The sequence below is a fragment of the Pseudomonas sp. ZS1P83 genome (assembly GCF_054897825.1).
Genome location: NZ_CM142706.1, coordinates 3,111,136 through 3,134,543, shown reverse-complemented (window position 1 = coordinate 3,134,543; position 23,408 = coordinate 3,111,136). Strand labels below are relative to the sequence as shown.

Below are 23,408 nucleotides of genomic sequence, written 5' to 3'. Positions count from 1 at the left end.
GTTATATGGCGCGATTGGCAGTAATCTTTTAGACGTTTTCTCTATTGAAGTGGCGTGGCTTATGGCTTCCGGCACTCACGGGTCAATCCACGATCACGGGGATATCGTCCTGGGTCCCTCAGGCCACTGCGCGTGGCACCAAGGGACGCAGCAAACGTTCGATGGCTCCACTCACCAGACTCTCCAACAGCTCAACGCGCTCTCGCTCATCCAACGAATGTTGCGCCAGCCAGCCGGGTGCGCTGTTGAGTAAGTTGGCGATTGCATGTCCGGCGGCCAGCAGACCCTGCTCACTGAAGTGGGACCGGGCCCCGAGTATCAGCAACAATTTGCGCTGATATTGCTCGCGCAATTGCCGAACCCGTTCCTGCTGTTCTTCATTCAGGCAGCCGCTGTCACGCTCTGCCAGACGAAAATGCCAGGGCATCTCCTGATGCAGGTTCAAATGCGCTCGGATAAGGGCATGGAGTTTGTCACGTTTTGCGGGGGCCTTTTGCTCGATGCGCCCCAAGGTTGCCAGCAGCTCCTCGTAGAACTCCTCGATCAGGTCGAGCAGCAAGTGCTGTTTACTGGGGTAATGGTGATACAACGAGCCGGGGGCGAGCCCCAGGCAGGTCGCGAGCTCACGCATGCCGACCTGGCCGAAACCCTTGCTGGCGAACAGCTCCAGCACCTTGTCCCGATACTCGGCAAAGCGCGAGCAACGCTCAGGCATAGGCATGGAAGCCACGCCCCGTTTTGCGCCCCAGGTAGCCGGCGGCGACCATTTCCTTGAGCAGTGGAGCAGGGCGGTACTTGCTGTCGTTGAAGCCGTCGTAGAAGGATTCGAGAATCGCCAGCACGGTGTCCAGACCGATCAGGTCCGCCAACGCCAGCGGCCCGATCGGCTGATTGCAGCCCAGGCGCATGCCGGCATCGATGTCTTCGGCACTGGCCAGGCCTTCCTGAAACACCAGAATCGCTTCGTTGATCATGGGCACCAGAATCCGGTTGACCACGAAACCCGGACGGTTGCCAGCGGTGATCGCGGTTTTGCCGAGTGTTGTCGCCATGTCCAGCGCCAGGGCGTGGGTGGCGTCGCTGGTTTGCAAACCGCGAATCACCTCGATCAGGCCCATCACCGGCACCGGGTTGAAGAAGTGCAGGCCGATGAAGCGTTCAGGCTGGCTCACACTGGCAGCGAGCTGGGTGATGGACAGCGACGAAGTGTTGGAGGCGATCACGCACTCGGCGCTGACCTGCGCGGCGATTTGCTGCAGCACGCGCAGTTTCAGGTCGAGGTTTTCGGTGGCGGCTTCGATCACCATTTGCACGTTCCGCAGGTTGCTGTAGTCGGTGCTGGTGTGGATTTTGTCGAGGGCGGCGAGCTTTTGTTCTTGTGTCAGCGTGTCCTTGGCGATCTGCCTGTCGAGGTTTTTGCCCACGGTCGCGATGGCTTTTTGCAGGGCGCTCTCGGAGATGTCGAGCAAGGTCACGTTGAAACCGGCCAAGGCGCAGACTTGCGCAACGCCGTTGCCCATTGTGCCTGCACCGATTACGCCAATGTTTTGCAGATTCATGTTCCGTCCTTCCGATCAAACCCCGCGATACCTTGGCCGCCGTAGTGGCCGAAGGCGTACTATTGGCCGCGAGTCTAGAGCCGGCAGGGCGGTTGTTCTATGCCGAAACTGTTCAACGGCACTGGTGTTTTTTGCCATTCGGGTGATGGGGAGAGAAGCGTTCACATGCGGGAAAAGGACTCGGTTGCCGCCTACTTCGTGCAGGCAATGATCCATGGGCTGGGGGAAGATCCGCAGCGCCTGAGGATTGCGCTTGAACAGGCGGGTATCGACCCGGCGTTGATGGAGCAGCCCACTGCGCGCGTGCCTGCGAGTGCGTTTGCCGCGCTGTGGTTGATTCAGATCCGAGAACTGAACGATGAATTTTTCGGGCTCGACTCCCATGGCATGCCGCCGGGCAGTTTCGCCCTGATCTGCCGGGCATTGATTCAGGAACCTGACCTGCACAAAGCCATGCGCCAGTGCCTGGCCAATTTCGCGCTGTTCCTCCACGACTTTCGAGGCACGCTGACGGTGCGCGGCAAACGTGCGGTGATCAGCTTGCAGAACCACTCGCCAAACTGTGACGTCAGTCGTTTGGGCGAGGAGACGTTTCTGGTGTTGATGATCAGTCTGCTGTGCTGGCTGGGTGGGCGGCGCATCCCCATCGACCGCGCAGATTTTCGCCATGAGCGTGTGGCGCTTAGCGATGACCGTTTGCTCTGGGGACCGAACCTGACCTTTGGTGCAGAGCGAACTGAAATCGAATTCGCCAGCCACTACCTGCGTCTGCCGGTGGTCCAGGATCTGGCATCACTGAAAGTGTTTTTGCGCACCGCGCCGCAATGGCTGGTGATCCGTTTTCGTAATCAGCACGGCCTGGCGTCGCAGGTCCACCAGCGCCTGCGTAGCAGCCATTACAGCCAGTGGCCGACCTTGCAGGCCTTCGCCCTGGAACAGCACCTGAGCCCCAGCACCTTTCGCCGAAAACTGGAGCGGGAAGGGTGTTCATATCAGGAGATCAAGGACGAGGTGCGGCGCGGTGTTGCGTTCGAGCAACTGCGTCAGAGCAAGGCGAGTATCAGCGATATTGCCGAGCAGCTTGGCTTTCAGGAGCCGAGTGCGTTCCATCGGGCGTTCAAGAAGTGGACGGGGGAAAGTCCGGGACGGTATCGGGCCAGGTATCAGGGGGAGCTCACGAAGTGAACCCTGTTCTTGATCGCTTCACCTCATTACTCGACCAGGCGAGACGCGCCTTGCTGCTGGTCTGGGCGACGTCTCGCGGACTGTTTCTGGGATTGGTGCTGGCGACGCTGATCGCCGGAGTGCTTCCGGCACTGGCGGCCTGGTTGGGGCAGCGGATTGTCGATGCAGTGGTCACCGCCATGCAGTTGCACGCGCAACAGGGCAGTGCGCCGTTGTGGCCGGTCGTGCGTTACGTGTTATTCGAAGCGGGCGTGCTCGCGTTGCTGTCCGGGGCCCAGCGTGCGCTGTCGGTCCAGCAATCGCTGTTGCGGGTGCAGTTGGGGCAGAAGGTCAACACAATGATTCTGGAAAAGGCCCAGACGTTATCGCTGGTGCAGTTCGAGAATTCCGAGTTCTACGACAAGCTGGTTCGGGTGCGGCGCGAAGCCTCGACCCGGCCGTTGGCGCTGGTGATGAAGTCGTTGGGGCTGATCCAGAACCTGATCGTGTTGATCAGTTTCGGTGTGTTGCTGGTGCATTTTTCGCCGTGGGCGTTGGTGTTGCTGGTGGTTGGCGCATTACCGGTGTTCTTCGCCGAAGCGCATTTTTCTGGTGATGCTTTCAGGCTGTTCACGCGCCGCGCGCCAGAGAGTCGACAACAGAATTACATCGAGACACTGCTCTCCCACGAGGGCTACATCAAGGAAGTCAAACTGTTCGGCTTCGCGCCGTTGCTGTTGAAGCGTTACCGCGAGACATTCGCACGTCTCTATGCCGAAGACCGGCGCCTGACGCTACGTCGAGATGGCTGGGGATTTGTTCTCGGTCTACTGGGCACCGGCGCGTTTTATCTGGCGTATGCCTGGGTCGTAGTCGATACCGTCCACGGCAACATCAGCCTCGGGCAGATGACCATGTACCTGGTGTTGTTCAAGCAGGGGCAGACGGCGGTCAGCAGTAGTTTGAGCGCCATCAGCGGTCTCTACGAGGATGGCCTTTACCTCTCCAGCCTCTATGAATACCTGGCCGAGCCTGTTGTGGCGGATACCGGCCATCTCATCGTGGGCGCGATACCCGGCGATGGCCTGCGTTTCGAAAACGTCGGTTTCCGTTATCCGGGCGCCAGTCGCGCCGCGCTCGAAGGCATCGATCTTCACCTGGTACCCGGGCACAGTCTGGCGCTGGTGGGGGAGAACGGTTCGGGCAAGACCACGCTGATCAAATTACTGACTCGGCTGTACCACCCCAATCAGGGCCGCATTCTGCTGGACGGCAGCGATTTGCAGGCGTGGGAAGAAGACGCGCTGCGTCGGCGCATCGGTGTGATTTTTCAGGATTACATCCGTTACCAGTTTTCCGTGGGCGAAAACATTGGCGTGGGTGACACGCTGGCGTTCAATGATGAGCAGCGCTGGCAGGAAGCCGCCGCCGAGGGCATGGCCGCACCCTTCATCGAGGGACTGGATAGAGGGTATGCCACGCAATTAGGGCGGTGGTTCGCCGGGGGGCAGGAGTTGTCCGGTGGGCAATGGCAGAAGATCGCGTTGTCGCGCGCCTACATGCGGCGCAACGCCGATATCCTCATTCTGGATGAGCCGACCTCGGCACTCGACCCGGCGGCGGAAGCGGCGGTGTTCGAGCATTTCAGTGAGCACACCGAAGGCCGCATGACGTTGCTGATTTCCCACCGGTTTTCCAGCGTGCGCAATGCGGATCACATCATCGTGCTGGATCAGGGCGCGATCCTTGAGCGCGGCGATCATGACAGTCTGGTAGCGGCGGGCGGGCGCTATGCGCAGCTGTTTGATTTGCAGGCCCGCGGTTACCGATAGATCTCAAGACGCCCCAGAAACCCGAGTCACCGCCGGCCCGGCTACTTACCACGAACTGAAAGTCCTCAAGGTTGGCGAAGTGCGCAGCGAAGCCGCCGAACACGGCTTCTATTCGGTGTGCGTGAACTCGGGAGGGCTACTGATCAGTCCACACGCAAGACGATCTTGCCAATGTGATCGCCGGCTTCCATCCGCGCATGAGCCTGTGCCGCGTCGGTCAACGGATAGACCTTGTCGATTATCGGCAGGCAACGCCCGGCGGCGAGAACGGGCCAGACGTACTCGCGCAACTGTTCGGCGATCGAGGCTTTTTCTTCGCGGGTGCGCGAGCGCATCAGTGAGCCAGTGATCGTCGCGCGTTTGCCCAAGATCGCCAGCAGGTCGACGTCTTTGGCATGGGCGCCACCGAGGAAACCCAGCATCACCAGCCGACCGTCCATGCCCAACGCCGCGATATTCGGATTCAGGTACGAGCCGCCCATGATGTCGAGAATTACATTGACGCCTTTACCTGCGGTTTTTTCCTGGATGACCTGGACGAAATCCTGGTCGCGGTAGTTGATCGCCTCGGCGCCCAGCTTACGAATCGCCGCGCATTTTTCCTCACTGCCCGCCGTAGAGAAGGCCTTGATGCCGAATTCGCGGCAGAGCATCAGCGCGGTAGTGCCGATGCCACTGGTGCCGCCGTGAATCAATGCGCGCTGGCCTTTGCTGGCGCCGCCCATGTCGAACAGATTGGCCCACACCGTGAAGAAAGTTTCCGGGACCGCCGCCGCTTGCACCCAATCCATCCCTTCAGGTATCGGCAACGTCTGGCCGGCCGGTGCAACGCAATATTGCGCGTAACCGCCGCCGTTGGTCAGTGCACAGACGTTATCGCCGACGATGAACTCGCTGACGCCTACGCCGATCGCCACCACTTCACCGGCCACTTCCAGACCAGGAATCGGGCTCATGCCGGGTTTCATCGGGTACTTGCCTGCGCGTTGAATCACGTCGGGGCGGTTGACCCCGGCAGCGTGCACGCGAATCAGCACGTCGCCTGCGCCTGCGGTTGGCACCGGCTCCTGGCGCGGCTTTAAAACCTCCGGGCCACCGGGTTCGGTGATTTCAATGAGGGTCATGGTGTGGGGCAGCGTCATGTCGGCGTCCTGTTGTGAAAGTCATCTGTAGATGGGATCGCATAAGTGAGCGAATGATTCAGTCCAATGCACGGCCCCCTTGTGGGATCAGCTTGCTCGCGAAAACGGTGGTTCAGTCGACATCAATGTTGAATGACACGCCGCCTTCACGCCCTGAGCCTTTCCGTCAACACGGTTTTGCTGTGTCCGGCTCGCTGGTCAACGGTGAGCCGTGCCGGAGCAAGGCTTGTAAATAAACCTTTTCGTCGTACACGGTGCTGCTCTTCCAGCACTGATAAACGATCCGGATCCACTTGAACGCCAGGGCCCTGAGGGCCGCTTGGTATGAGCAGCCTTTGGCCCTTTGCTGGCGATAATAAGCCTCTGCCCACACCGATTGATTGATGCTGTGTGCAGCCCACTCAACAAAGGTCTGGCGCAAAAAAGTTGCGCATTGATAGCGCCAGTGGACGACTTTTTTCTTGCCACTGCGTTCGGTGACCGGGGCAATCCCGGCATATCGCTGCACAGCACTGGCATCCTTGAAGCGATCACGCTGCTCACCAAAGGCGACCATCAACCGTGGTGCAAGCTGCTGTCCCGCGCCGGGCAAGGCCTTGAAGAGTCGATAGTCGGCCAGGGTGTTGGCAGTTTTTTCGATCTCCCGATCAAAATCTTTGATCGCCGTGATGACCCCTTTCAGTTGCGAGACCAGGGCCAGCACATACAGCGCTGAAGGACTGACCACGCCTGGATCTTCAGTCAACGGCATGGCTTTGGCGATCAATGCCAAACGCTGCTGATTGAGCTCAGCATGGCGAACATTATGCGCGTGAAGGAACTTCAAAACGCTGGCTGGCCGAGCGTGCTTAAGCACTTCAAATGTCGACCAGCGCGCCAAAAACTCACAGAAAACCAGCGTGTCATGGTCATGAAACAGCTCAAGAGCCAACGGATAATACTGTTTGAGCATGCAGACCAGACGATTGCTGATCTTGACCCGGTCATCGACCAACCCGCGGCGATGTTCGGTCAGGCTGGCGAGCGAACGCATGGCGGAGCTTTGCTGGACCAGTTGAGGAAACCGTTCGGGGTGATTCAGCAACAGCTCAAGCGCCCATTGAGCATCCGTTGGATCATCCTTGGCGCCACTGGGGACGAAGGTTTTACGGTGCCGGGCCAAGATGCTCGGATTGATCGGAAAGATACAAAAAAACTCATATTTTTGCAGAGCCGCTATCAGTGGCCCTTTGTTCAACTCCACGGCGATCGCGATCGGGCCACCGTAACGTTGATGCAGCGACTTGGCCCAGCGATCAATCGACTCGGGCTTGTGGTCGATGACCTCGAAACTCCGCTGCGCCTCTCCAGCAATCTGCAAACAGATGTCGTGCTTGGCGTCTGCCCAATCAATTCCGATATAAGCAGTGAAATTCTGAGACAGGAGCGTTTGCATGGAATACCTCCACAGGCGCTAAAGTACATGCAGGGACATGCATGCTTGCGTCCAGCGAAAGCGATATAGAGAGCCGTGTCGGGCTTTCCCTGAGAATTCGTTAGAGGGCGCAAGCGCACCTGTGGACTCGAAGGTGAAGGCGTAATCATCGAGTGCTGCGCGAGCATATTCGTAGCCCGCAGGTGCATGTTCCTTCCTCGCCGACAGCCAACTTCCAGCGAAGTCAGTATGGAAGAGAAAGGAACGGACTACCTATATCGCGAGCAAGTCGGATCGCCGCACCGCCGCTCGCACAGGGATTTGTGGAGTTTTTGTGATTAGTGTTTGTCAGCTCTTTTTGTCATCCCCCGGCTCACCACCAACATGCACGCCATGGTCATCGCCTATTTCACCGGCGCGATGGACCCCATGGTCATCGCCTATTTCGCCGGCGCGGTGAACTCCGTGGTCATCACCCACTTCACCGGCGCGGTGAACCCCGTGGTCATCGCCGACTTCACCGGCGCGATGGACACCGTGATCGTCGCCCACTTCACCGGCACGATGAACGCCGTGATCGTCCCCCGGTTCGGCGTGGGTGCCGCTGCGTCCGGATGACGATGAGGCGGAGTCGCCGGAGTGCCCCGACCCATGGTCGCTGCCACTGTGGCCGCCACCATTACCGCTGTTACCGCCGCTTCCACTTCCACCATGGCCACCGCCATTGCCGCCACCGCCAGAGCCACCGCCGCCATTGCCGCCACCGCCAGAGCCACCGCCGCCATTGCCGCCACCGCCAGAGCCACCGCCGCCATTGCCGCCACCACCAGAACCACCGCCACCGCCGCCTCCACCTCCACCAGAGCCACCTCCACCGCCACTCCCTCCATCTTTAGCGTGGGCGCTCGATAGACCCGACAGGCTGTCCGGCACCAGCACCGTAGATGCCGACAGAACTGCGCCAACAGCCAATGCCAGCAAAAGCTTTTTCATGTGCATATCGTTCTCCGTCTTCTTATTCAAGTTGGAACGTTGATGAATGCAACTTGCGCTTGATTCAGTGGGTAAACACCTCAACGTACGGACTTATTCAGTTGTAACGTCGATGAGCTCTAAAACGTCCATCTCGATCCCGTTCCAGGGTTCAGTGGATACTCGAAGCCAGCTCGAAAATCGGGATGTACATCAGGATCACGATCACCCCGATCAGCAGGCCGATGAAGGTCATGAGCAAGGGTTCGAACAGCCGCACAAACCATTCGATCCAGCGGCTGATTTCTTCGTCGTAGAAGTCGGCGCTGCGCTCCATCATTTGCCCGAGGTTGCCGGACTGCTCGCCGGCGCGCAGCAAGCGCAGGGACACGGGGGTCACCAGATGATTGAGCTCCAGGGCGGCCGACAGCGACTGACCCTCGCGCACCCGTTCGCAGGCCTGGTCCAGGCGCACGCGGGAGGCGACGGTGAGCAGGCCGCGAACCATGCCCATGGCGGTGACGAGGGGAATACCGCCCTGCAGCAGAATCCCCAGCGAGCGGTAGAACCGCGCCAGTTCGTACATGAAGATGCGTTGATGGACGGCCGGGAGTTTTTCAATCACGCGGTCGACGCCCCGGCGAAAGGCTGGTTGGCGCTGGAGGAAGCCGAGGGCGACGATGATCGCCAGCAATGCGCCGAAGAATTCGCCCTGATGGGCGTGGAGGAACATCCCGCTGCTCATCAGGATCTGCGACAGCCACGGCAGGTTCGAGCCCAGCCCTTCGAACACCAGACTGAAACGCGGGACCACGTAGCCCATCAGAAACAACACCACGCCACTTCCCACCACCAGCAACAGCATGGGGTAGATCGAAGCGCTGACGATTTTTTGCCGGACCTCGTCCATGCGCTGGCGATAGCTGACATATCGGCCCAGGGCATCGCCCACGGCGCCGGTCTTCTCGCTGGACTGTACTAGCGCAACATAAAGAGGGGGGAAAACCGCCGACAACTGGCCGAGTGCCTGGGAGAACGATTTGCCTTCATAAAGCAGGCGCACCAGTTCGCTCAAGGTTTTGCGGGCCTGGGGCGCGCTCTCTTTTTCCGCCAGGCTTTCCAGCGCATCGATCAGCGGCAGGCCTGCATTGAGCAACGTCGTCAGTTCCTGGCTGAACAGTACCAGGTTGAAGGTCTCGCGCTGTCGTAGGCGCAACGCACGCCAGTGACGCTCGGCGTACAGGCTCACCACCCGATAGCCCTGGTCTTCGACGATGCGCCGGGCTTCGCTGTGGCCGAGCGCCTCGACGGTCATCGAGACTACGCCGGCCTTGCCGACGGCTTTGAGATGAAATCGCATGGTCGCCACTCCCGTCATTGCCAGCTGGTGACTTCGGCGTTTTCGCCTTCGCCTCCGGGTTGGCCGTCCTTGCCCATGGACAGCAAGTCGTATTCGCCGTTTTCACCGGGGTAGCGATAGGCGTAGTTACGGCCCCACGGATCCTGCGGCAGTTTTTTCTGAAGGTAAGGGCCGGTCCAGCGGGTTTCATCGCTGGGTGCGGTGACCAGCGCCTGCAAACCCTGTTCGGTCGATGGGTAGTGACCGACCTCCAGGCGGTACAGATCCAATGCTTTGCCCAGGCCTTCTATTTGCGCCTTGGCCACCTTCACTTCGGAGCGGCCCAGTTGGGCGAAATACTTCGGCGCGACGATGCCGGCCAACAGCCCCAGCACCACCAACACCACCAACAGTTCGAGCAGGGTGAACCCGCTTTGAGTACGCGGGGTGGAACGCAAACGCTGATTCATGATGACCTCACACAGTTGGCAGAAGGGTCGCCGTGAAGGGTTATGCAATTGCCATGCACATGCTCGGACATTCTTCTGCAACCCCTGAATTGCGGGCCTTCGCGCATCCGGCACAGTGCTTGCGTATGGCTGGTGTACTACCGGCCATTGGGGCATTAGCCCCATTTTTCGGGGCCGGGCAGGGGAGGCAAAATGATGAAAACACTCACCACAGGACTGCTCGGTCTGCTGGTGCTGACCGGCGTCGTACAGGCCGATGTGTTCGTTTCCGTGGACACCAAGGGCAGCTACGTTCTGTCCAATGTCCACCGTCCCGGCCGCACCTATGAACGGGTGATTCACGAGCCCGAACCCGCCAGGGTCAACATGGATCAACAACCGCAGATGATTGCCCGGCAGCCCTATGCCGAACTGGTCTCGGCCGCTGCTACGGCCAATCAGTTACCGGCGGCGCTGTTGCATGCTGTGATTCAGGCCGAGTCCGCCTACGACTCCGGCGCGCGGTCACCCAAGGGGGCGGGAGGTTTGATGCAGTTGATGCCCGCCACCGCTCGGGAACTGGGGGTGAAAGACGTCTATGACCCCAAGGCCAACATCCAGGGCGGCGCCCGTTATCTGAAGCGCCTGATGACCCTGTTTGACAACGACATCAGCCTCGCCGTGGCGGCCTACAACGCCGGTGCGCAAGCGGTGCTCAGCCGTGGCGGGGTGATCCCACCGTTCGCCGAAACCCAGCGTTACGTGCCCAGTGTCTTGCGCCAATACCGGCGTTTGCAGGGCCTTGCCGCGGATGCGCCGCTGTAATGGAGAGCGTGGGGCACGTTCCCCCAATAGTGGGGAATCGTGGACCCGGCCGAAAAGTGGGGAATAAGTGGGGAATATCCCCCGAGGCATTAAGTCGTTTACGTAAGTGACTGAAAAACCTATTAATTATTTATGGCATGCGGATTGCTCAAGGGATTTGTCAAGAACTATTCCCTGTGAGAACCCACAGCGAGGCCCGTGATCATGACCGGCATACCCAACGCTCCGTCGTTGTTAAATCTGCTGCTGTTGGTGACGTCGATGCTTGGCATTGAGCTGGTCGAGGCGGCCGTGCGCTGCGAGCGCAATCTGGTGGCCAACGTCGTGGCGCTGGATCAGCCGCTGATGTTCAACCGCCTCGGCGCGCAGAACGTCAACGGCATGATGTTCGCCCTGCGCCGCGATGTGGTCGATGACCACGAGATGTCCCTGGCCCAGGGTGGAGCGGCGGTGCCGGGCAACGTGTCGCTGCGGCCCGACAAACGCTCGCGTCCATTGGTGCTTCGCGTCGCGGCCGGAGACTGCCTGACCATCAACCTGCAGAACCTGCTCGCTTACCAGGCCAACCCCGGCAGCCATGAAAACGGCGAGGTGGGAGACGGTGAGATTGAGGGCGAAGGCGCCATCGGCAACAAAGAGGAATTCAAGGTCGATGAACAGGTGGCCGACCGCCACGTCGGCTTCCAGGTCAATGGCCTGCAAGCAGTCAACAGCATCGACGACATTGCGTCCTATACCGGGCGCAACGCCAATACCTTGATTCCCCCCGGCGCCACCCGTTCCTACACCTTGTACGCCGAGCGCGAAGGCGCGTTTGCCGCCAGCAGCCGCGGCGCGACCTTCGGTGGTGAAGGGGATGCGGGCAACGTGGCCAACGGACTGTTCGGCCAGGTTGTTGTGGTGCCCAAGGGCGGCCGCACCTATCGCAACACCGTGACCGAAGAGGAAATGCGCCTGGCCAGCGTCGGTCGGACTCCGACCGGTCAGCCGATCGTCGATTACCAGGCACGCTACCCGCAGCGCGAACCCTGGATCCGTGAAGGCAAGGCCGGCCGGCCGATCATCAGCATGGTCGACGGCAATGAAATCATTTCCAGCGAGAGCGACGCGGTTGTGATGGGCAGCAACGCCGATGGCAGCTTCCCGCCGTCGACCTATCCGCTGGAAGCCATCGGCAAACGCAACCCGGCGATCCCCAATCGACTGGAACCGTTCCGCGATTTCGCCTCGCAGTTCCAGGATGAAACCGCCGCGACCCAGGCGTTCCCCGCTTACTGGGCGGACCCGGTGATGGCTCACGTGCTGGAGCCGACCCGCGACTCGTTCATGATTAACTATGGCTCCGGCGGCATGGGCGCCGAAGTGGTTGCCAACCGTTTGGGCGTCGGGCCGATGCACGATTGCCTGTCCTGCGCCTATGAAGAATTCTTCCTCAGTTCCCACACCGTCGGCGATGTGGCGATGCTGGTGGACGTGCCGGCCAACGTCGGTCTGGAAGGCATTCTCCCCGGTCAAGTACCGAGCGCCGATCAGGTCGGGGTCAAGGCGACCATGGCGCTGTATCCGTCCGAGCCGTCCAACGTCAACCACAGCTACATCGGTGACTTCATCAAATTCCGCAACACCCACAACGGCCACGAGCAGCATATCTTCCACCTGCACGGGCATCAGTGGTTGTTCAACCCCAACGACGACAACTCCGACTATGTGGACGCCCAAGGCATTGGTCCGGGCGCCGGCTACACCTACGAAATCGCCAACGGCGGTTCGGGCAACCGCAACCGGGTTGCGGGCGATGCGATCTATCACTGCCACTTCTACCCGCATTTTGCCCAAGGCATGTGGAGCATGTGGCGGGTGCATGACGTCTTTGAAGAAGGCACCGAACTCGAGGTTTCCCAGCAGGGCGCCGACGGTTATCACAGCGAACCTTATGCGCTGCGCAGCGGTAAACCGGCCGCTGGTGCGCGGGCCTTGCCCGATGGCGAGATCGTTGCCGGCACACCGATTCCAGCCGTAGTGCCGCTGCCCGGCAAAGCCATGGCACCGATGCCGGGCAAAGTCGCGGTCGTGCCGAAAATCGGCGAAACCCTGGTGGCCGGTGGCGATGACGACGATGACGAGGAGGATGACGACAGCGAACATCACGGCGGTAACGGCGGCGCTCAATCCATCGGTTCGCTGGCCCTGGTGGATCGCAGTGAAGCCAACCGCAATGCCGACGGCAGCCTGAAAAACCCTGGCTATCCGTTCTGGATTGGCGGTATGGAAAGCTCGGTCGGCCAGCGTCCACCGACCCCACCGCTGGACATGCTCGACGCTGCCAAGGCGCAGTCCTTGAAAACCAGCGGCAACGCCTTGTGGGCCAACCTCGACCCGGCTCAGTCCGGTGGCTGGGACGGCGGCCTGGGGCGCCATACTCTGGACGGCTTCTCTTCCGGAGGCCAGGCGCACACCATTACCACGTCCCTGGATTTCTCCAAGGAAGTGACCCGGGCCAAGCCGATTTATATGCCCGAAGAGGGCACCGAAGTCGAACAGGCGGCCATGGCGTTCCACGCCAAAAAAGACCATCCGAGCTTCGCCCTGCTACCCGGCAATCAAGTCGTGGCGCGCAACTTCCGCACCAACGGTGCCTTGCCGATAGCGGGCGCACCGTATTACGAACCGTGCATGGATGATCGGCAAAAACGCCTGACCAGCAGCGCTGGCACCGGCGAGTTCAACAGCGGTGAACGGGTCGACGGCATGTCCTTCACCGGCTCTTCGACCTTCACCGCCGACCGTCCACGGGTCTATAAAGCGGCGAACATCCAGTTCGACGCGGTCTACAACAAGGTCGGTTACCACTTCCCGCAAGCGCGCATTCTCGCGCTGTGGGAAGACGCCTGGCCGGTGATTACCAAGCAGCGTCCGCCAGAGCCTTTGGTGATGCGCATGAACACCTTCGACTGCGTGCAATACCAGCAAACCAACCTGGTGCCGGCCACCTATGAAATGGACGACTATCAGGTGCGCACGCCAACCGACGTGATCGGCCAGCACATTCACCTGCCTAAATGGGACCTGACCGCTGCCGACGGGTCGGCCAACGGCTGGAACTACGAGGACGGCGTGCTTTCCCCCGGTGCGGTGCAAGAGCGCATCCACGCCATTCGTGAGTTCAACCAATGTGCAGGCACTGATCCACGCGACGGTACACCGGCCTGCCCGAAAGCCAAGACGCATCCGTTCTTCGGCCAATACGGTCGGGCCGACTGGGTCGGGGCGCGTACTGCGATGCAGCGTTGGTTTGTCGATCCGGTGATCAACAGCAAAGGCATCGACCGTGGCCTGGGGACAATTTTCACCCACGACCACCTCGGCCCATCGACTCACCAACAGATTGGTCTGTACGCCACCGTGCTGGCAGAACCTGCCGGTTCCACGTGGTTCCACGCCGAAACCGGCGAGCCGTTGTACAGCGGCGCGCGGCAGGACGGCGGGCCCACCTCGTGGCAAGCGGTGGTGTCCACCGGTGACCTGGACGGCGACGGCAAGAACGACAGCTTCCGTGAGTTCTTCCTCGAATACAGCGACTTCCAGCACGCCTATGAAGCGGGTGTGTACGTCGGCGCCGGTCCCATCGGCGTGCCTAATCCGCAAGCCTTCCCGGCCACCGCTGATAGCTTCCGCTACGCGATCAATCCTCCGGTACGCAAGGACGCCGAGACCCTGCTTGAACAGGTGGTCGAGGCCCGCGGTGGACTGATGCCCGGTTGTCCAAGCCGGCCTTGCCCACAAGCCATCTCGATTGATGACCCTGGCATGTTCGTGGTCAATTACCGCAACGAACCGCTGGCCCTGCGGGTGTACGACCCGAACAAGGTCGGCCCGGACGGCAAGCGCGGCATGCAGGCCGACGGCCTCGGCGGCGACCTGGCGTACGCCATGCAAAGCCGTACTGACCGCGCCATTGCGGCGATGAACCTGGCGCCCAACCTGGTGACCGCAGCTACCGGTCCAACCGGCGGCACCACGCTGTTCCCGCCACACATCAACCGTGGCGGCGCAGAACCGGGTGATCCGTTCACCCCAATGCTGCGCACTTACACCGGTGACAATGTGCGTCTGCGGGTGCATGCCGGTGGTCACGAAGAAGAGCACAACGTGACCCTGCACGGCGTGAAGTGGCTGCAAAGCGGTTCCGGTTACGGCAACAGCTCCAACTCCGGCTGGCGCTCGTCGCAAATGATCGGGATCTCCGAGCAGATGGGCTTCAATGCGCCGGTCTCGATGATCTCCAGCTCGGCTGCGACCAGCGGGGATTACCTGTACTCGATGGACGCCTCCCTGGAAGGTTACTGGAGCGGGATTTGGGGCGTGATGCGCAACTACACGGCCCAACGCAGCGACCTGTTTGCGCTGCCGAACAACGCGAAACCGGCCGGTATGCGCAACACCGTGGCGTTCGATGGTATCTGCCCACGGTACGGCGCCAACCCTAACGGCATCGGCACCCGGCCGACGCCAAAACGCAACTATGAAGTGGTTGCGGTGCTGGCCAACGACATCCTTGGCAATCCGCTGAACCTGTCCATCGGTGATCCGGCGGGGATGGGTCAACATGTCGGCGGGCCGTTGAAGCCGGCGGGCGGCACCTTGGTGTACAACTCGCGGGCAGTGAGCATTCCTCAGGTGACGGTGAACGACCCCGAGGACGGGACGACCGTCACCATCGGCGGGCAAAGCGGGCCGTTGCATGACCCTACGGCAATCCTCTATGTACGCAAGGCTGACCTCGATCCGGTCACCGGCAAGCTCAAACCCGATGTGCCTGTCGAACCGCTGGTGCTGCGCGCAACGGCGGGTGACTGCATCAACATAACCCTGGAAAACCGTCTGCCCAGCGTGATGCCGGACCTGACCCAGACGGCCTCGGTGATGGGCATGGTCAAGCGTGACCGCAACGATGGCGAGGGCTCGACCACCTTCAGCAATAACCTGATGCGGCCCTCCAGCACTGTGGGCCTTCACGCACAACTGTTGGCTTACGACATCACCAAATCCGACGGCACCAACGTCGGCACCAACCCGATCCAGACCGTGCCACCGCGTGTGGGTAACACCGGCGCGTACCCGAGCCGTGCCTATCAGTACTACGCCGGGCACCTGGAGCGTGAAGGCAAGCCGATCACGCAATTGGGCCGCAGTGTCGACAACATCAACGCCACGGCGGTGGAGTTCGGCGGGTTGAATTTCACCCCGGCGGACGTCATCAAACAGCCGCAAAAAGGCCTCGGTGGCGCGATGAGCATCCTGCCGATCGGCGCGACCTGGGCTGACGATGCTCGCAAAGTGTCGGCGACGGTCACCGCCCCAGGGCAATCCATCTACCGCGATTTTGCGATGGTCTGGCAGAAGGCGTTGAACATGCGCTGGGCCAATGGGCGTCCGGTGGAAGGTATTGCCTCGCAGGCCGGTGTACCGACCGATCCGCAGGACAACTCCAGCATGGCCATCAACTACAAGACCGAGCCAATGTGGTACCGCTTCGGCCTGCCACCGGATGCGCCGTTCGGCCACGCCGACGGCCATGGTTACGGCGACGTGCCTAACGCGCACATGGCTTACAGCAATGCGCTGGTGGGGGGCGATCCGCAGACGCCGGTGCTGTATGTGAAACCGGGGCAACCGTTCCGTACCCACATCATGATGCCCACCGGTGGCAGTCGCGGCACGACCTTCCAGCTTGACGGTCACGTCTGGTCGGTCAACCCGTTCCAGTCGGAAAAGAGCGATACCGGTGGTTATCCGATGAGTACGCCAGGGGTGGGTTCGGTGCGGTTCGGCTACAACCCGATGTCGATGTACATCGGCGCCCACGAAAGCATCCTGCCGGCGGCGCACTTCAGTTTCATGCACCCGAGCGCCGGGGGCAGCAACGCGATACCGGGCGATTACCTGTTCCGTGATTACGGCGCTTATGGCAACACCGCCGGGCTGTGGGGATTGCTGCGGGTGACCAACGAACCTGAACCGGCTCCGGCACCGTAGGTGAAGGTGTAGGAGCGAAGCTTGCTCGCGAAGAGTTCACCTCGGTTTTGGTGGTGTGACAGATGACGCCTTCGCGGGCAAGCCTCGCTCCTACAAGGGAAAAGGCAGACACAGATCTGAAGGGGAGAAGCATTATGAACAGGACCATCATAGTGGCCGTTTGGGCGCTGGTTGTAGGGTTGGCGCTGATCGGGCTGGGGGTATGGCGCGCGTCGCAGCCGATTATGCTCAACGACGTGGCACTGCCGAAGACCTGGAGCAAAAACACGCTTGAGCGCGATGGGGTGTCGGTGGCGCTCGAGGTGCGGCCGCTGGCGGAGGACGGCGTGCTGCGCGAGGGTGGATTTGCCGACGTACGCTTGCGGGTCACTGACAGCGCTTCGGGCCAACCCTTGTCGGGCGTGAACCCGGGGGCCTGGCTCGATCCGGAAACCATTGCAGCCGACCAGGCCCAGGGCCGGGAGCACAGCTGCAAATCGCGGGTCGGGGCATTTCTGAACTCAAGCATTGGCGCGCGGCCGTTGCTCGATCTGAACAGCTATTTCCTGCTGGTGATGAACCGCGATGCCAGCGTCTCGGTGGTCGACCCGTCGGTGTCGGTGGGCGGGATCACCAGCACGATGGCGCGGATTGATATCAAGCAGCCGCCGATGGACTGGGTGACGCCCCGTGACAACAAGCGGGTGTTCGTCTCGATGCCAACGGTCGATGAGATTGCGGTGATCGACAGCGAGCAATTCAAGTTGATCGACTCGGTCGCTGCTGGCAGCAACCCGGTGCGGCTGGCATTGCAACCGGATGAGCGTCTGCTGTGGGTCGGCAACAACGCGAAGTCGGCCGAGGAGTCCGGGGTGACGGTGATCGATACGCGCAGCCTCAAGACGCTCAAGCACCTGGCCACCGGTGCCGGACATCACGAAATCGCCTTCAGCAAGGACAGTCGTTTTGCCTTCGTCACCAACCGCGATGACGGCACGCTGAGCCTCATCGACATCGCCAGCCTGACCATCAGCAAGCAACTAAAAACCGGCTCGCACCCCTTGTCAGTGGCGTACTCGCCGCTGTCCCAGGCGGTGTATGTCGCCGATGGCAAGGACGGCACGGTGACCGTGGTCGACACCGCAAGCCTCGCGGTACGGCGAGTGATCAAGATGAAACAGGGCCTGGGCCCGATGGGTTTCAGCGCTGACGGTCGTTTCGGCATTGTGCTCAACACCTTGGAGAACCAGGCCTCGGTGATCGACGCCGCCACCGATGCGTTGATCCATGAACTGGACGTGTCCGCCGAACCCTATCAAGTGGTGTTCACCAAGGCCTATGCCTACATTCGCGGACTGGCCTCGGCCAAGGTCACGATGATCAACTTGTCATCCCTCGGCGAGGGTCGCGCGCCCATCAGCCAGGGTTTCGAAGCGGGGCCTCAGGCGCCACGGTTGGCGGGTGATTTGCCGTTGGCATCGAGCCTGGCCGTGTCGCGGGACGACAACGCGGTGTTTGTGGTCAACCCGGTGGACAACACCACCTACTTCTACGCCGAAGGCATGAACGCACCGATGTCCGGCTACCCCAATCGCGGGCAAGTGGCCCGGGCGGCGATGGTCATCGACCGCAGCCTGCGCGAAGTCGAGCCGGGGCTGTACAGCGCCCGGATCAAACTGCCCACCGCCGGGCGTTTCGACGTGGCCTTCCTGCTGAACCAGCCGAACATCATCCATTGCTTCACGGCCTTGGTTGAGCCGGATAAAACCCTCAACCCGCGCGCGGGTGTGCCGAAGGTTGAATTCATGCTCGACAAATCCACGGCCGCGCTCGGCAGTCCTTACGTGGTGCGCTTTCGCATCGTTCAGGGCAAACAGAAGGTCCAGCGCAGCGGGGTCAAGGACGTTCAGGTGCGCTACTTCCGGGCCCCGACGTCCCGGGCCCGGCAAGTCGCCGCGCTGGAAGTGGGCGACGGCGTTTATGAAGCCCCGGTGACCCTCGACCAGAACGGCGCCTGGTACCTGCACGTACGTGCGGCGTCGCTGGGCGCGAGTTTCGACGACAAGACTTTTGCCAGCGTTCGGGTCCTGCCCGGCAATGCCCACTAAAAGGAGTTCGACATGAACCGATTCGCAAACCGTGGACTGCTGACGTTCTGCCTGTTGGCCGCCGGCATCGGTCAGGCCCTGGCCCACTCGGCGGATGAGCACGCCGGTCACGAAATGCCGGCCAAAAGCGCCCGTTCGGAAAGCGCCCAGGTCAAGTTCGCCGACGTGGCGCTGGTGGACCAGAACGGCAAACCGGTGCGCCTGGAAAAAGACCTGGTCACCAACAAGATTGTGGTCATGAGCTTCATTTACACCCGTTGCACCACGGTCTGCCCAGTGGTGTCGTCGATCATGGGCAAGGTGCAAAAACAGCTGGGTGCCCGGGTCGGCAGCGAGGTGCAGCTGGTGTCGATCAGCATCGACCCGCAGCGCGATGACGCCAAACGCCTGAACGACTACGCCCGCAACTTCCAGAGCGGTCCGGGCTGGAGCTGGCTGACCGGCAGCTCGCAGTCAATCAACGAAACCCTCAAGGGCCTGGGCACCTTCAGCGGGGACTTCAAAAGCCATCAGCCACTGATTCTGGTGGGGGACGGCAACAGCCGCCACTGGACCCGCTATTACGGCTTCACCGACCCGACGGTGCTGGCCCGTGAAGTGGAGAAACTCAGCGGTCAGCGCAACGTCCACGCCAAGCACACGGCCATCGCTATGGAGCAGCAGCCATGAGAGCCCTCGACTGGATCACCCTGACGGTTTGCTTTTGCCTGTTCAGTTCGCTGGCGTTCGCCCACGAAGGGCACGAAGAGCCAGCGCCGGCGGTGGCCGCCGTTGCCGCACCACCGGGCATGGTGACGGGCACTGGCACGCGCGATGCAAAAACCTGGTTTACCGACACGCCGTTGCAGGACCAGAACGGCGAGACCCTGCGGTTCTACAGCGACGCGCTGCAGAACCGCGTGGTGCTGCTCAACGTGATTTTCACCCGTTGCAACGATGCCTGCCCGCTGATCACCCGCAAGCTCAAGGAAGTACGTGAGTTGCTGGGTGACAAGGCCGACGGCATCACCTTTATTTCCCTTACCAGTGATCCGCTGCGGGACACCCCGGCGGTACTCAAGGCTTACACCTTGAAGCAGGGCGTTGATGGTCCTCACTGGCTTTTTCTTACTGGCGACAAGGCGCAAATGGACCTGGTGCTGGGCCGCATCGGCCAGATCGTGCCGACCCCCGAGCAGCATTCAACACAACTGATCGTGGGTGACGTGGCCAACAAACGCTGGAGCAAAATCCGCCCCGATGCCCCGGCCGCCGCCATTGCCCAGCGCTTGCAATTGCTGACAATGCCCGTGGCCGGCCGTTGAGCCTGCGCCATGAAAACCTCACTCATCCTCGGCCTGTTACTGCTCGGCGGCCTCCATTTCGCCGCCGAAGCGTTGCCGCTGAGCCCCAACGAAAGCGCCGGTAAACGGCTGTATCGCGAGGGAGTGTCCGGAAGTGGCGAGCCGATCATGGCCCGGGTCGGGGCGGCGGGAATGCTGTTGCCGGCCACTAGCCTGCCGTGCGCCAACTGCCACGGGGCCGATGGCCTGGGGCGGCCCGAAGGCGGGGTGCGACCGCCGGAGCTTAGCTGGTCGCGGCTCACCAGCACCTACGGCCAGCAGCAAATCAATGGCCGTAATTACCCGGCGTATACCGAAGGCACGTTGGCGCGTGCCATTCAGGAAGGGCGTGATCCGGGCAACAATCGGCTCGATCCGGCGATGCCGCGATTCGTCCTGTCGACGAATGATCAGCGCAACCTCACGGCCTACCTTAAACGCTTGGCCGATGAACGCGACCCCGGCCTGACCCCCGACAGCCTGCACCTAGGCACCTTGTTGCCACGCCAGGGACCGTTGAGCGAGGAGGGGGCCACGGTGGCGGCGGTGCTCCGGGGCAGCGTGGCGCGAATCAACGACGCGGGCGGGATTCATGGCCGGCAGTTGCGCCTGACCATCGTCGATCCGGGCCCGGACCGCGCCAGTGCCGAGCAGGCGCTGGATCAATTGATCGAGCAGGAACAGGTGTTCGCCCTGATCGCGCCGCTGGCACCGGCACTGGACCTGGCCGCGCGCCTGGAGCGGGCCGGCATTCCGCTGATCGGACCGCTGTCGTTACTGGGTACGGCGCAGGCCAGTCGGCAGATTTTCGAACCGCTGCCGGGTTTGCGCGAGCAACTGATCGCCCTTGCCGATTACGCCACCGACAGTTTGCGGGTGCTTCAGGGACCGACGCTGATCACCTACCCCGACGAGCCCAGTCAACGGTTGGCGGCGCAGAACCTCGGCCAGTACCTACAAGATCACGCCTGGCAAAAGGTCAGTCTGCAAGCCTACGACTCGGTGCAGGACGAATTGCCACTGGGCTCGCGTTCGGTGTTTTACCTGGGCAACGGCGGCGGTTTCAGTCGCCTCGCCGAGCGCTTGCAGGCGGCGGGGCAAGTGCCTTATCTGTTCGCCGCGTCGAACCAGGTGGCGGGTGATCTGTTGCAGGTGCCCAGTGGTTTTTCCCGGCGGGTGTTTCTGGCTTATCCGTTCGTACCCAGTGACTGGACGCAGGCCGGACGCCTGGCCCTGACCCAATTGCGCAAACACCAGGGGCTCGGCGGTCAGCATGCGGTGCTGCAAGTCGGCGCGTTCAGTTCGATGTTGCTGCTCAGCGAAGGCATGAAACAGGCGGGGCGCGATGCCAGCCGCGAGAAACTCATCAGTGCGTTGGAAGGCCTGCACGACTTCGATACCGGGCTGACCCCGCTGATCAGTTTCGGTCCGGGCCGCCGGCTGGGCTTGAGCGGCGCGCATATCGTCACCATGGACTTGCCCAACCAGCGCTTTTATCTGGTCGCACCCTACAAACCTATTGCCACTACACCCTGACCGGAGGTCTCGATCATGATGCTCAAGACTCTGCTGCTCCTGCTCACGATGTGGGTTCCGTTGGCGTTCTGCCGCGATGACCCGGCCGCTGCGCGCGTTAATGGCGAGGAAATTTCCGAGTTCCGCCTGGAGCGCTATTTCGCCGAGTACCTGGAGGACCAGGGCCGGGCGCTGGGCAGCCTGCGCAATCCCAAGGCCTACAAGCAATTGCGTCAGGCGGCACTGACAGCCTTGATTGACAAAGAATTGCTGTGGCAGGAAGCCGTCAGGCGCGGGGTGGTGATCAGTGACGAGGTGGTGCAAAGCCAGGTCGATCAGACCCGGCAAGCCATGGGCGGTGCCGACGTGTTCGCCCGGCGCCTGGAAGACGCCGGCTTCGACGAGGCCGCGTATACCGAGTACGCCCGCCGTGAGCTCGCGGCCCAGCAAGTGTTTGCTGACCTCGCCAAGGTCGCCGGGCCAGACGAAAAACAGGTCCGTGCGTTTTATGAGGAGCATCGCACCGAGATGAGCCGGCCGGAAGAAATCCAGGCACGGCACATACTGATCAAAGTGCCTCAAGGCGCTGATTCCGCCACAGTTGAAGCAGCCCGGCTACGCTTGGAGGAGATGCAGGTGAAAATCAGTCAGGGTGAGGACTTTGCCAGCGTGGCCCGGGCCGGTTCCGAAGACGTTTCCGCCAGCGAGGGCGGTGATCTGGGCTATTTTCCTCGTGGGCGGATGATGCCTGAATTCGACGCGGCGGCCTTTGCCCTGGTACCGGAGGCTGTCAGTACGCCGGTGCGTACACCGCTGGGCTGGCATTTAATCTACCTACAGAACCACTTGGAGGCGACCGATGTCTCAGAGGTTCAAGGGCTTGAAATGGTCAGGGCTTACCTCGCCCGACGGCAACAGGCTCAGGCTCGTCTACAGGTGCTCGCGCAGCTGCGATCAAGCAATCGAATCGAACGGATTGACGATGATTGAAGGTTCCCCCCCAATAGTGGGGAAAAGCTTAAAGGCACATCCGAGTGCTTCCCCGCCTTTGGGGGATGGAGATTCTGGACGAAATGGTTTTTTCATGGAAATCAAAGACGTGCAACGGTAAAAAAACCGGCGCTCAGCCTGGCATGAAGTGTGCGTTAGCCTCAGTGAAGGCGCGTACTCCCAGGGCTGGAACATCGGACCTGCGGTTTCAAGGAGTCGACCTTGTTAAACAAAGTACTGGTTGTCGAAGACGAACAGCTCCTTGCCGAAAACCTCAAGGATTACCTTCAGGCGCAAGAGCTCGACGTCCGGATTGCACATGACGGTGTGACGGGTATCGGTGAAGCCGAACAGTTTGCACCTGATGTGATGGTGTTCGATTACCGCTTGCCCGACATGGAAGGCTTTGAGGTGCTCGATGCTGTCCGCCAGAACAGGAAGTGTCATTTTGTGCTGATTACCGGGCACCCCACCGCTGAAGTCTGTGAGCGGGCCCGGCAACTGGGAGTCAGCCATATCCTGTTCAAACCGTTTCCATTGGCGGAATTGGCCCGAGCAGTCTGCGACCTTCTGGGGATGGAGCGCGAACCCAAAGCAGGCATGAGCAATTCCGAAGGTTTTGTCGAACGACGCCAGAGCAGGACCGAGAGTTTCCCGCTGCAGTTGTACGACGGCAGTTGGGTGCTGGCAGATCGTCGACGAAGTCTATCGACCTCCATGGCACCAGACGACGAACAATTGCTCACCGGGGAGTAGTGGCGC

Annotated in this window: 17 protein-coding genes; 10 read left to right on the top strand and 7 right to left on the bottom strand. The window is 61.2% G+C overall.

Translation table 11 applies throughout. The features are described from left to right. Window positions 1-118 precede the first annotated feature (118 nt). Both ACYZT0_RS14905 and ACYZT0_RS14900 read right to left on the bottom strand, forming a co-directional pair. Window positions 119-721 carry a TetR/AcrR family transcriptional regulator gene (locus tag ACYZT0_RS14905; RefSeq protein ID WP_462046479.1) on the bottom strand — a complete coding sequence of 201 codons (603 nt, stop codon included), beginning with the start codon at window positions 719-721 and terminating at the stop codon, window positions 119-121. Continuing rightward, on the bottom strand, window positions 708-1,559 hold the full coding sequence (locus ACYZT0_RS14900; protein ID WP_462046478.1) for a 3-hydroxybutyryl-CoA dehydrogenase: 852 nt from the start codon (window positions 1,557-1,559) through the stop codon (window positions 708-710). Before ACYZT0_RS14900 ends, ACYZT0_RS14905 begins: the two co-directional genes overlap by 14 nt. Window positions 1,560-1,724: 165 nt before the next feature. Here ACYZT0_RS14900 and ACYZT0_RS14895 point away from each other — a divergent pair, with 165 nt between their 5' ends. Together ACYZT0_RS14895 and ACYZT0_RS14890 are read left to right on the top strand one after the other, a co-directional pair. Further along, complete coding sequence (locus ACYZT0_RS14895; RefSeq protein WP_462046477.1) at window positions 1,725-2,744, top strand: AraC family transcriptional regulator; 1,020 nt, start codon at window positions 1,725-1,727, stop codon at window positions 2,742-2,744. After that, window positions 2,741-4,555, top strand: coding sequence for an ABC transporter ATP-binding protein (locus ACYZT0_RS14890; RefSeq protein WP_462046476.1), 1,815 nt, complete (start codon window positions 2,741-2,743; stop codon window positions 4,553-4,555). The genes ACYZT0_RS14895 and ACYZT0_RS14890 overlap by 4 nt, the downstream gene beginning before the upstream one ends. A gap of 143 nt (window positions 4,556-4,698) precedes the next feature. On the opposite strand, the gene ACYZT0_RS14885 is transcribed toward ACYZT0_RS14890, so the two are convergent. The 5 genes from ACYZT0_RS14885 to gspG form a co-directional block, all read right to left on the bottom strand. Further along, window positions 4,699-5,697 carry an NAD(P)H-quinone oxidoreductase gene (locus ACYZT0_RS14885; RefSeq protein ID WP_462046475.1) on the bottom strand — a complete coding sequence of 333 codons (999 nt, stop codon included), beginning with the start codon at window positions 5,695-5,697 and terminating at the stop codon, window positions 4,699-4,701. Window positions 5,698-5,863: 166 nt separating this feature from the next. After that, window positions 5,864-7,132, bottom strand: a complete 1,269-nt coding sequence (locus ACYZT0_RS14880; RefSeq protein ID WP_462041914.1) for an IS110 family RNA-guided transposase — start codon at window positions 7,130-7,132, stop codon at window positions 5,864-5,866. A 327-nt stretch (window positions 7,133-7,459) separates the two neighbouring features. After that, window positions 7,460-8,110 carry a hypothetical protein gene (locus tag ACYZT0_RS14875; RefSeq protein ID WP_462046474.1) on the bottom strand — a complete coding sequence of 217 codons (651 nt, stop codon included), beginning with the start codon at window positions 8,108-8,110 and terminating at the stop codon, window positions 7,460-7,462. A gap of 145 nt (window positions 8,111-8,255) precedes the next feature. Then, window positions 8,256-9,443: a type II secretion system F family protein gene (locus tag ACYZT0_RS14870; RefSeq protein WP_462046473.1), complete on the bottom strand. Its 1,188-nt coding sequence runs from the start codon at window positions 9,441-9,443 to the stop codon at window positions 8,256-8,258. Window positions 9,444-9,457: 14 nt separating this feature from the next. Further along, window positions 9,458-9,892 carry a type II secretion system major pseudopilin GspG gene (gene gspG / locus ACYZT0_RS14865; protein WP_461964671.1) on the bottom strand — a complete coding sequence of 145 codons (435 nt, stop codon included), beginning with the start codon at window positions 9,890-9,892 and terminating at the stop codon, window positions 9,458-9,460. A gap of 195 nt (window positions 9,893-10,087) precedes the next feature. Between gspG and ACYZT0_RS14860 the strand changes: the two genes are divergently transcribed. The 8 genes from ACYZT0_RS14860 to ACYZT0_RS14825 all read left to right on the top strand — a co-directional run bounded on the left by ACYZT0_RS14860 (window position 10,088) and on the right by ACYZT0_RS14825 (window position 23,402). Further along, on the top strand, window positions 10,088-10,696 hold the full coding sequence (locus tag ACYZT0_RS14860; RefSeq protein WP_462046580.1) for a lytic transglycosylase domain-containing protein: 609 nt from the start codon (window positions 10,088-10,090) through the stop codon (window positions 10,694-10,696). A 204-nt stretch (window positions 10,697-10,900) separates the two neighbouring features. Further along, window positions 10,901-16,732 carry a manganese-oxidizing multicopper oxidase MnxG gene (mnxG, locus tag ACYZT0_RS14855; protein WP_462046472.1) on the top strand — a complete coding sequence of 1,944 codons (5,832 nt, stop codon included), beginning with the start codon at window positions 10,901-10,903 and terminating at the stop codon, window positions 16,730-16,732. A gap of 134 nt (window positions 16,733-16,866) precedes the next feature. Further along, a complete protein-coding gene (locus tag ACYZT0_RS14850) occupies window positions 16,867-18,819 on the top strand; it encodes a YncE family protein (RefSeq protein WP_462046471.1) in 1,953 nt (650 codons plus the stop codon). A 12-nt stretch (window positions 18,820-18,831) separates the two neighbouring features. Next, entirely contained in the window at window positions 18,832-19,488 is a 657-nt protein-coding gene (locus tag ACYZT0_RS14845; protein ID WP_462046470.1) for an SCO family protein, read from the top strand. Next, complete coding sequence (locus tag ACYZT0_RS14840; protein WP_462046469.1) at window positions 19,485-20,123, top strand: SCO family protein; 639 nt, start codon at window positions 19,485-19,487, stop codon at window positions 20,121-20,123. The genes ACYZT0_RS14845 and ACYZT0_RS14840 overlap by 4 nt, the downstream gene beginning before the upstream one ends. Before the next feature lie 9 nt (window positions 20,124-20,132). Beyond that, window positions 20,133-21,677 carry a cytochrome c/ABC transporter substrate-binding protein gene (locus tag ACYZT0_RS14835; RefSeq protein ID WP_462046468.1) on the top strand — a complete coding sequence of 515 codons (1,545 nt, stop codon included), beginning with the start codon at window positions 20,133-20,135 and terminating at the stop codon, window positions 21,675-21,677. A gap of 15 nt (window positions 21,678-21,692) precedes the next feature. Beyond that, complete coding sequence (locus ACYZT0_RS14830) at window positions 21,693-22,646, top strand: peptidylprolyl isomerase (RefSeq protein ID WP_462046467.1); 954 nt, start codon at window positions 21,693-21,695, stop codon at window positions 22,644-22,646. Window positions 22,647-22,868: 222 nt separating this feature from the next. Continuing rightward, window positions 22,869-23,402 (top strand): response regulator, encoded by a 534-nt coding sequence (locus ACYZT0_RS14825; RefSeq protein WP_462046466.1) that lies wholly within the window; start codon window positions 22,869-22,871, stop codon window positions 23,400-23,402. Window positions 23,403-23,408: the final 6 nt, after the last annotated feature.

Bases quoted from the DNA above. Each gene is read 5' to 3' on its own strand.
- ACYZT0_RS14880 (WP_462041914.1), bottom strand. From the start codon at position 7,132: ATGCAAACGCTCCTGTCTCAGAATTTCACTGCTTATATCGGAATTGAT.
- ACYZT0_RS14905 (WP_462046479.1), bottom strand. From the start codon at position 721: ATGCCTATGCCTGAGCGTTGCTCGCGCTTTGCCGAGTATCGGGACAAG.
- ACYZT0_RS14885 (WP_462046475.1), bottom strand. From the start codon at position 5,697: ATGACGCTGCCCCACACCATGACCCTCATTGAAATCACCGAACCCGGT.
- mnxG (WP_462046472.1), top strand. From the start codon at position 10,901: ATGACCGGCATACCCAACGCTCCGTCGTTGTTAAATCTGCTGCTGTTG.
- ACYZT0_RS14835 (WP_462046468.1), top strand. From the start codon at position 20,133: ATGAAAACCTCACTCATCCTCGGCCTGTTACTGCTCGGCGGCCTCCAT.
- ACYZT0_RS14860 (WP_462046580.1), top strand. From the start codon at position 10,088: ATGAAAACACTCACCACAGGACTGCTCGGTCTGCTGGTGCTGACCGGC.
- ACYZT0_RS14875 (WP_462046474.1), bottom strand. From the start codon at position 8,110: ATGCACATGAAAAAGCTTTTGCTGGCATTGGCTGTTGGCGCAGTTCTG.
- ACYZT0_RS14900 (WP_462046478.1), bottom strand. From the start codon at position 1,559: ATGAATCTGCAAAACATTGGCGTAATCGGTGCAGGCACAATGGGCAAC.
- ACYZT0_RS14850 (WP_462046471.1), top strand. From the start codon at position 16,867: ATGAACAGGACCATCATAGTGGCCGTTTGGGCGCTGGTTGTAGGGTTG.
- gspG (WP_461964671.1), bottom strand. From the start codon at position 9,892: ATGAATCAGCGTTTGCGTTCCACCCCGCGTACTCAAAGCGGGTTCACC.
- ACYZT0_RS14895 (WP_462046477.1), top strand. From the start codon at position 1,725: ATGCGGGAAAAGGACTCGGTTGCCGCCTACTTCGTGCAGGCAATGATC.
- ACYZT0_RS14830 (WP_462046467.1), top strand. From the start codon at position 21,693: ATGATGCTCAAGACTCTGCTGCTCCTGCTCACGATGTGGGTTCCGTTG.
- ACYZT0_RS14840 (WP_462046469.1), top strand. From the start codon at position 19,485: ATGAGAGCCCTCGACTGGATCACCCTGACGGTTTGCTTTTGCCTGTTC.
- ACYZT0_RS14870 (WP_462046473.1), bottom strand. From the start codon at position 9,443: ATGCGATTTCATCTCAAAGCCGTCGGCAAGGCCGGCGTAGTCTCGATG.
- ACYZT0_RS14845 (WP_462046470.1), top strand. From the start codon at position 18,832: ATGAACCGATTCGCAAACCGTGGACTGCTGACGTTCTGCCTGTTGGCC.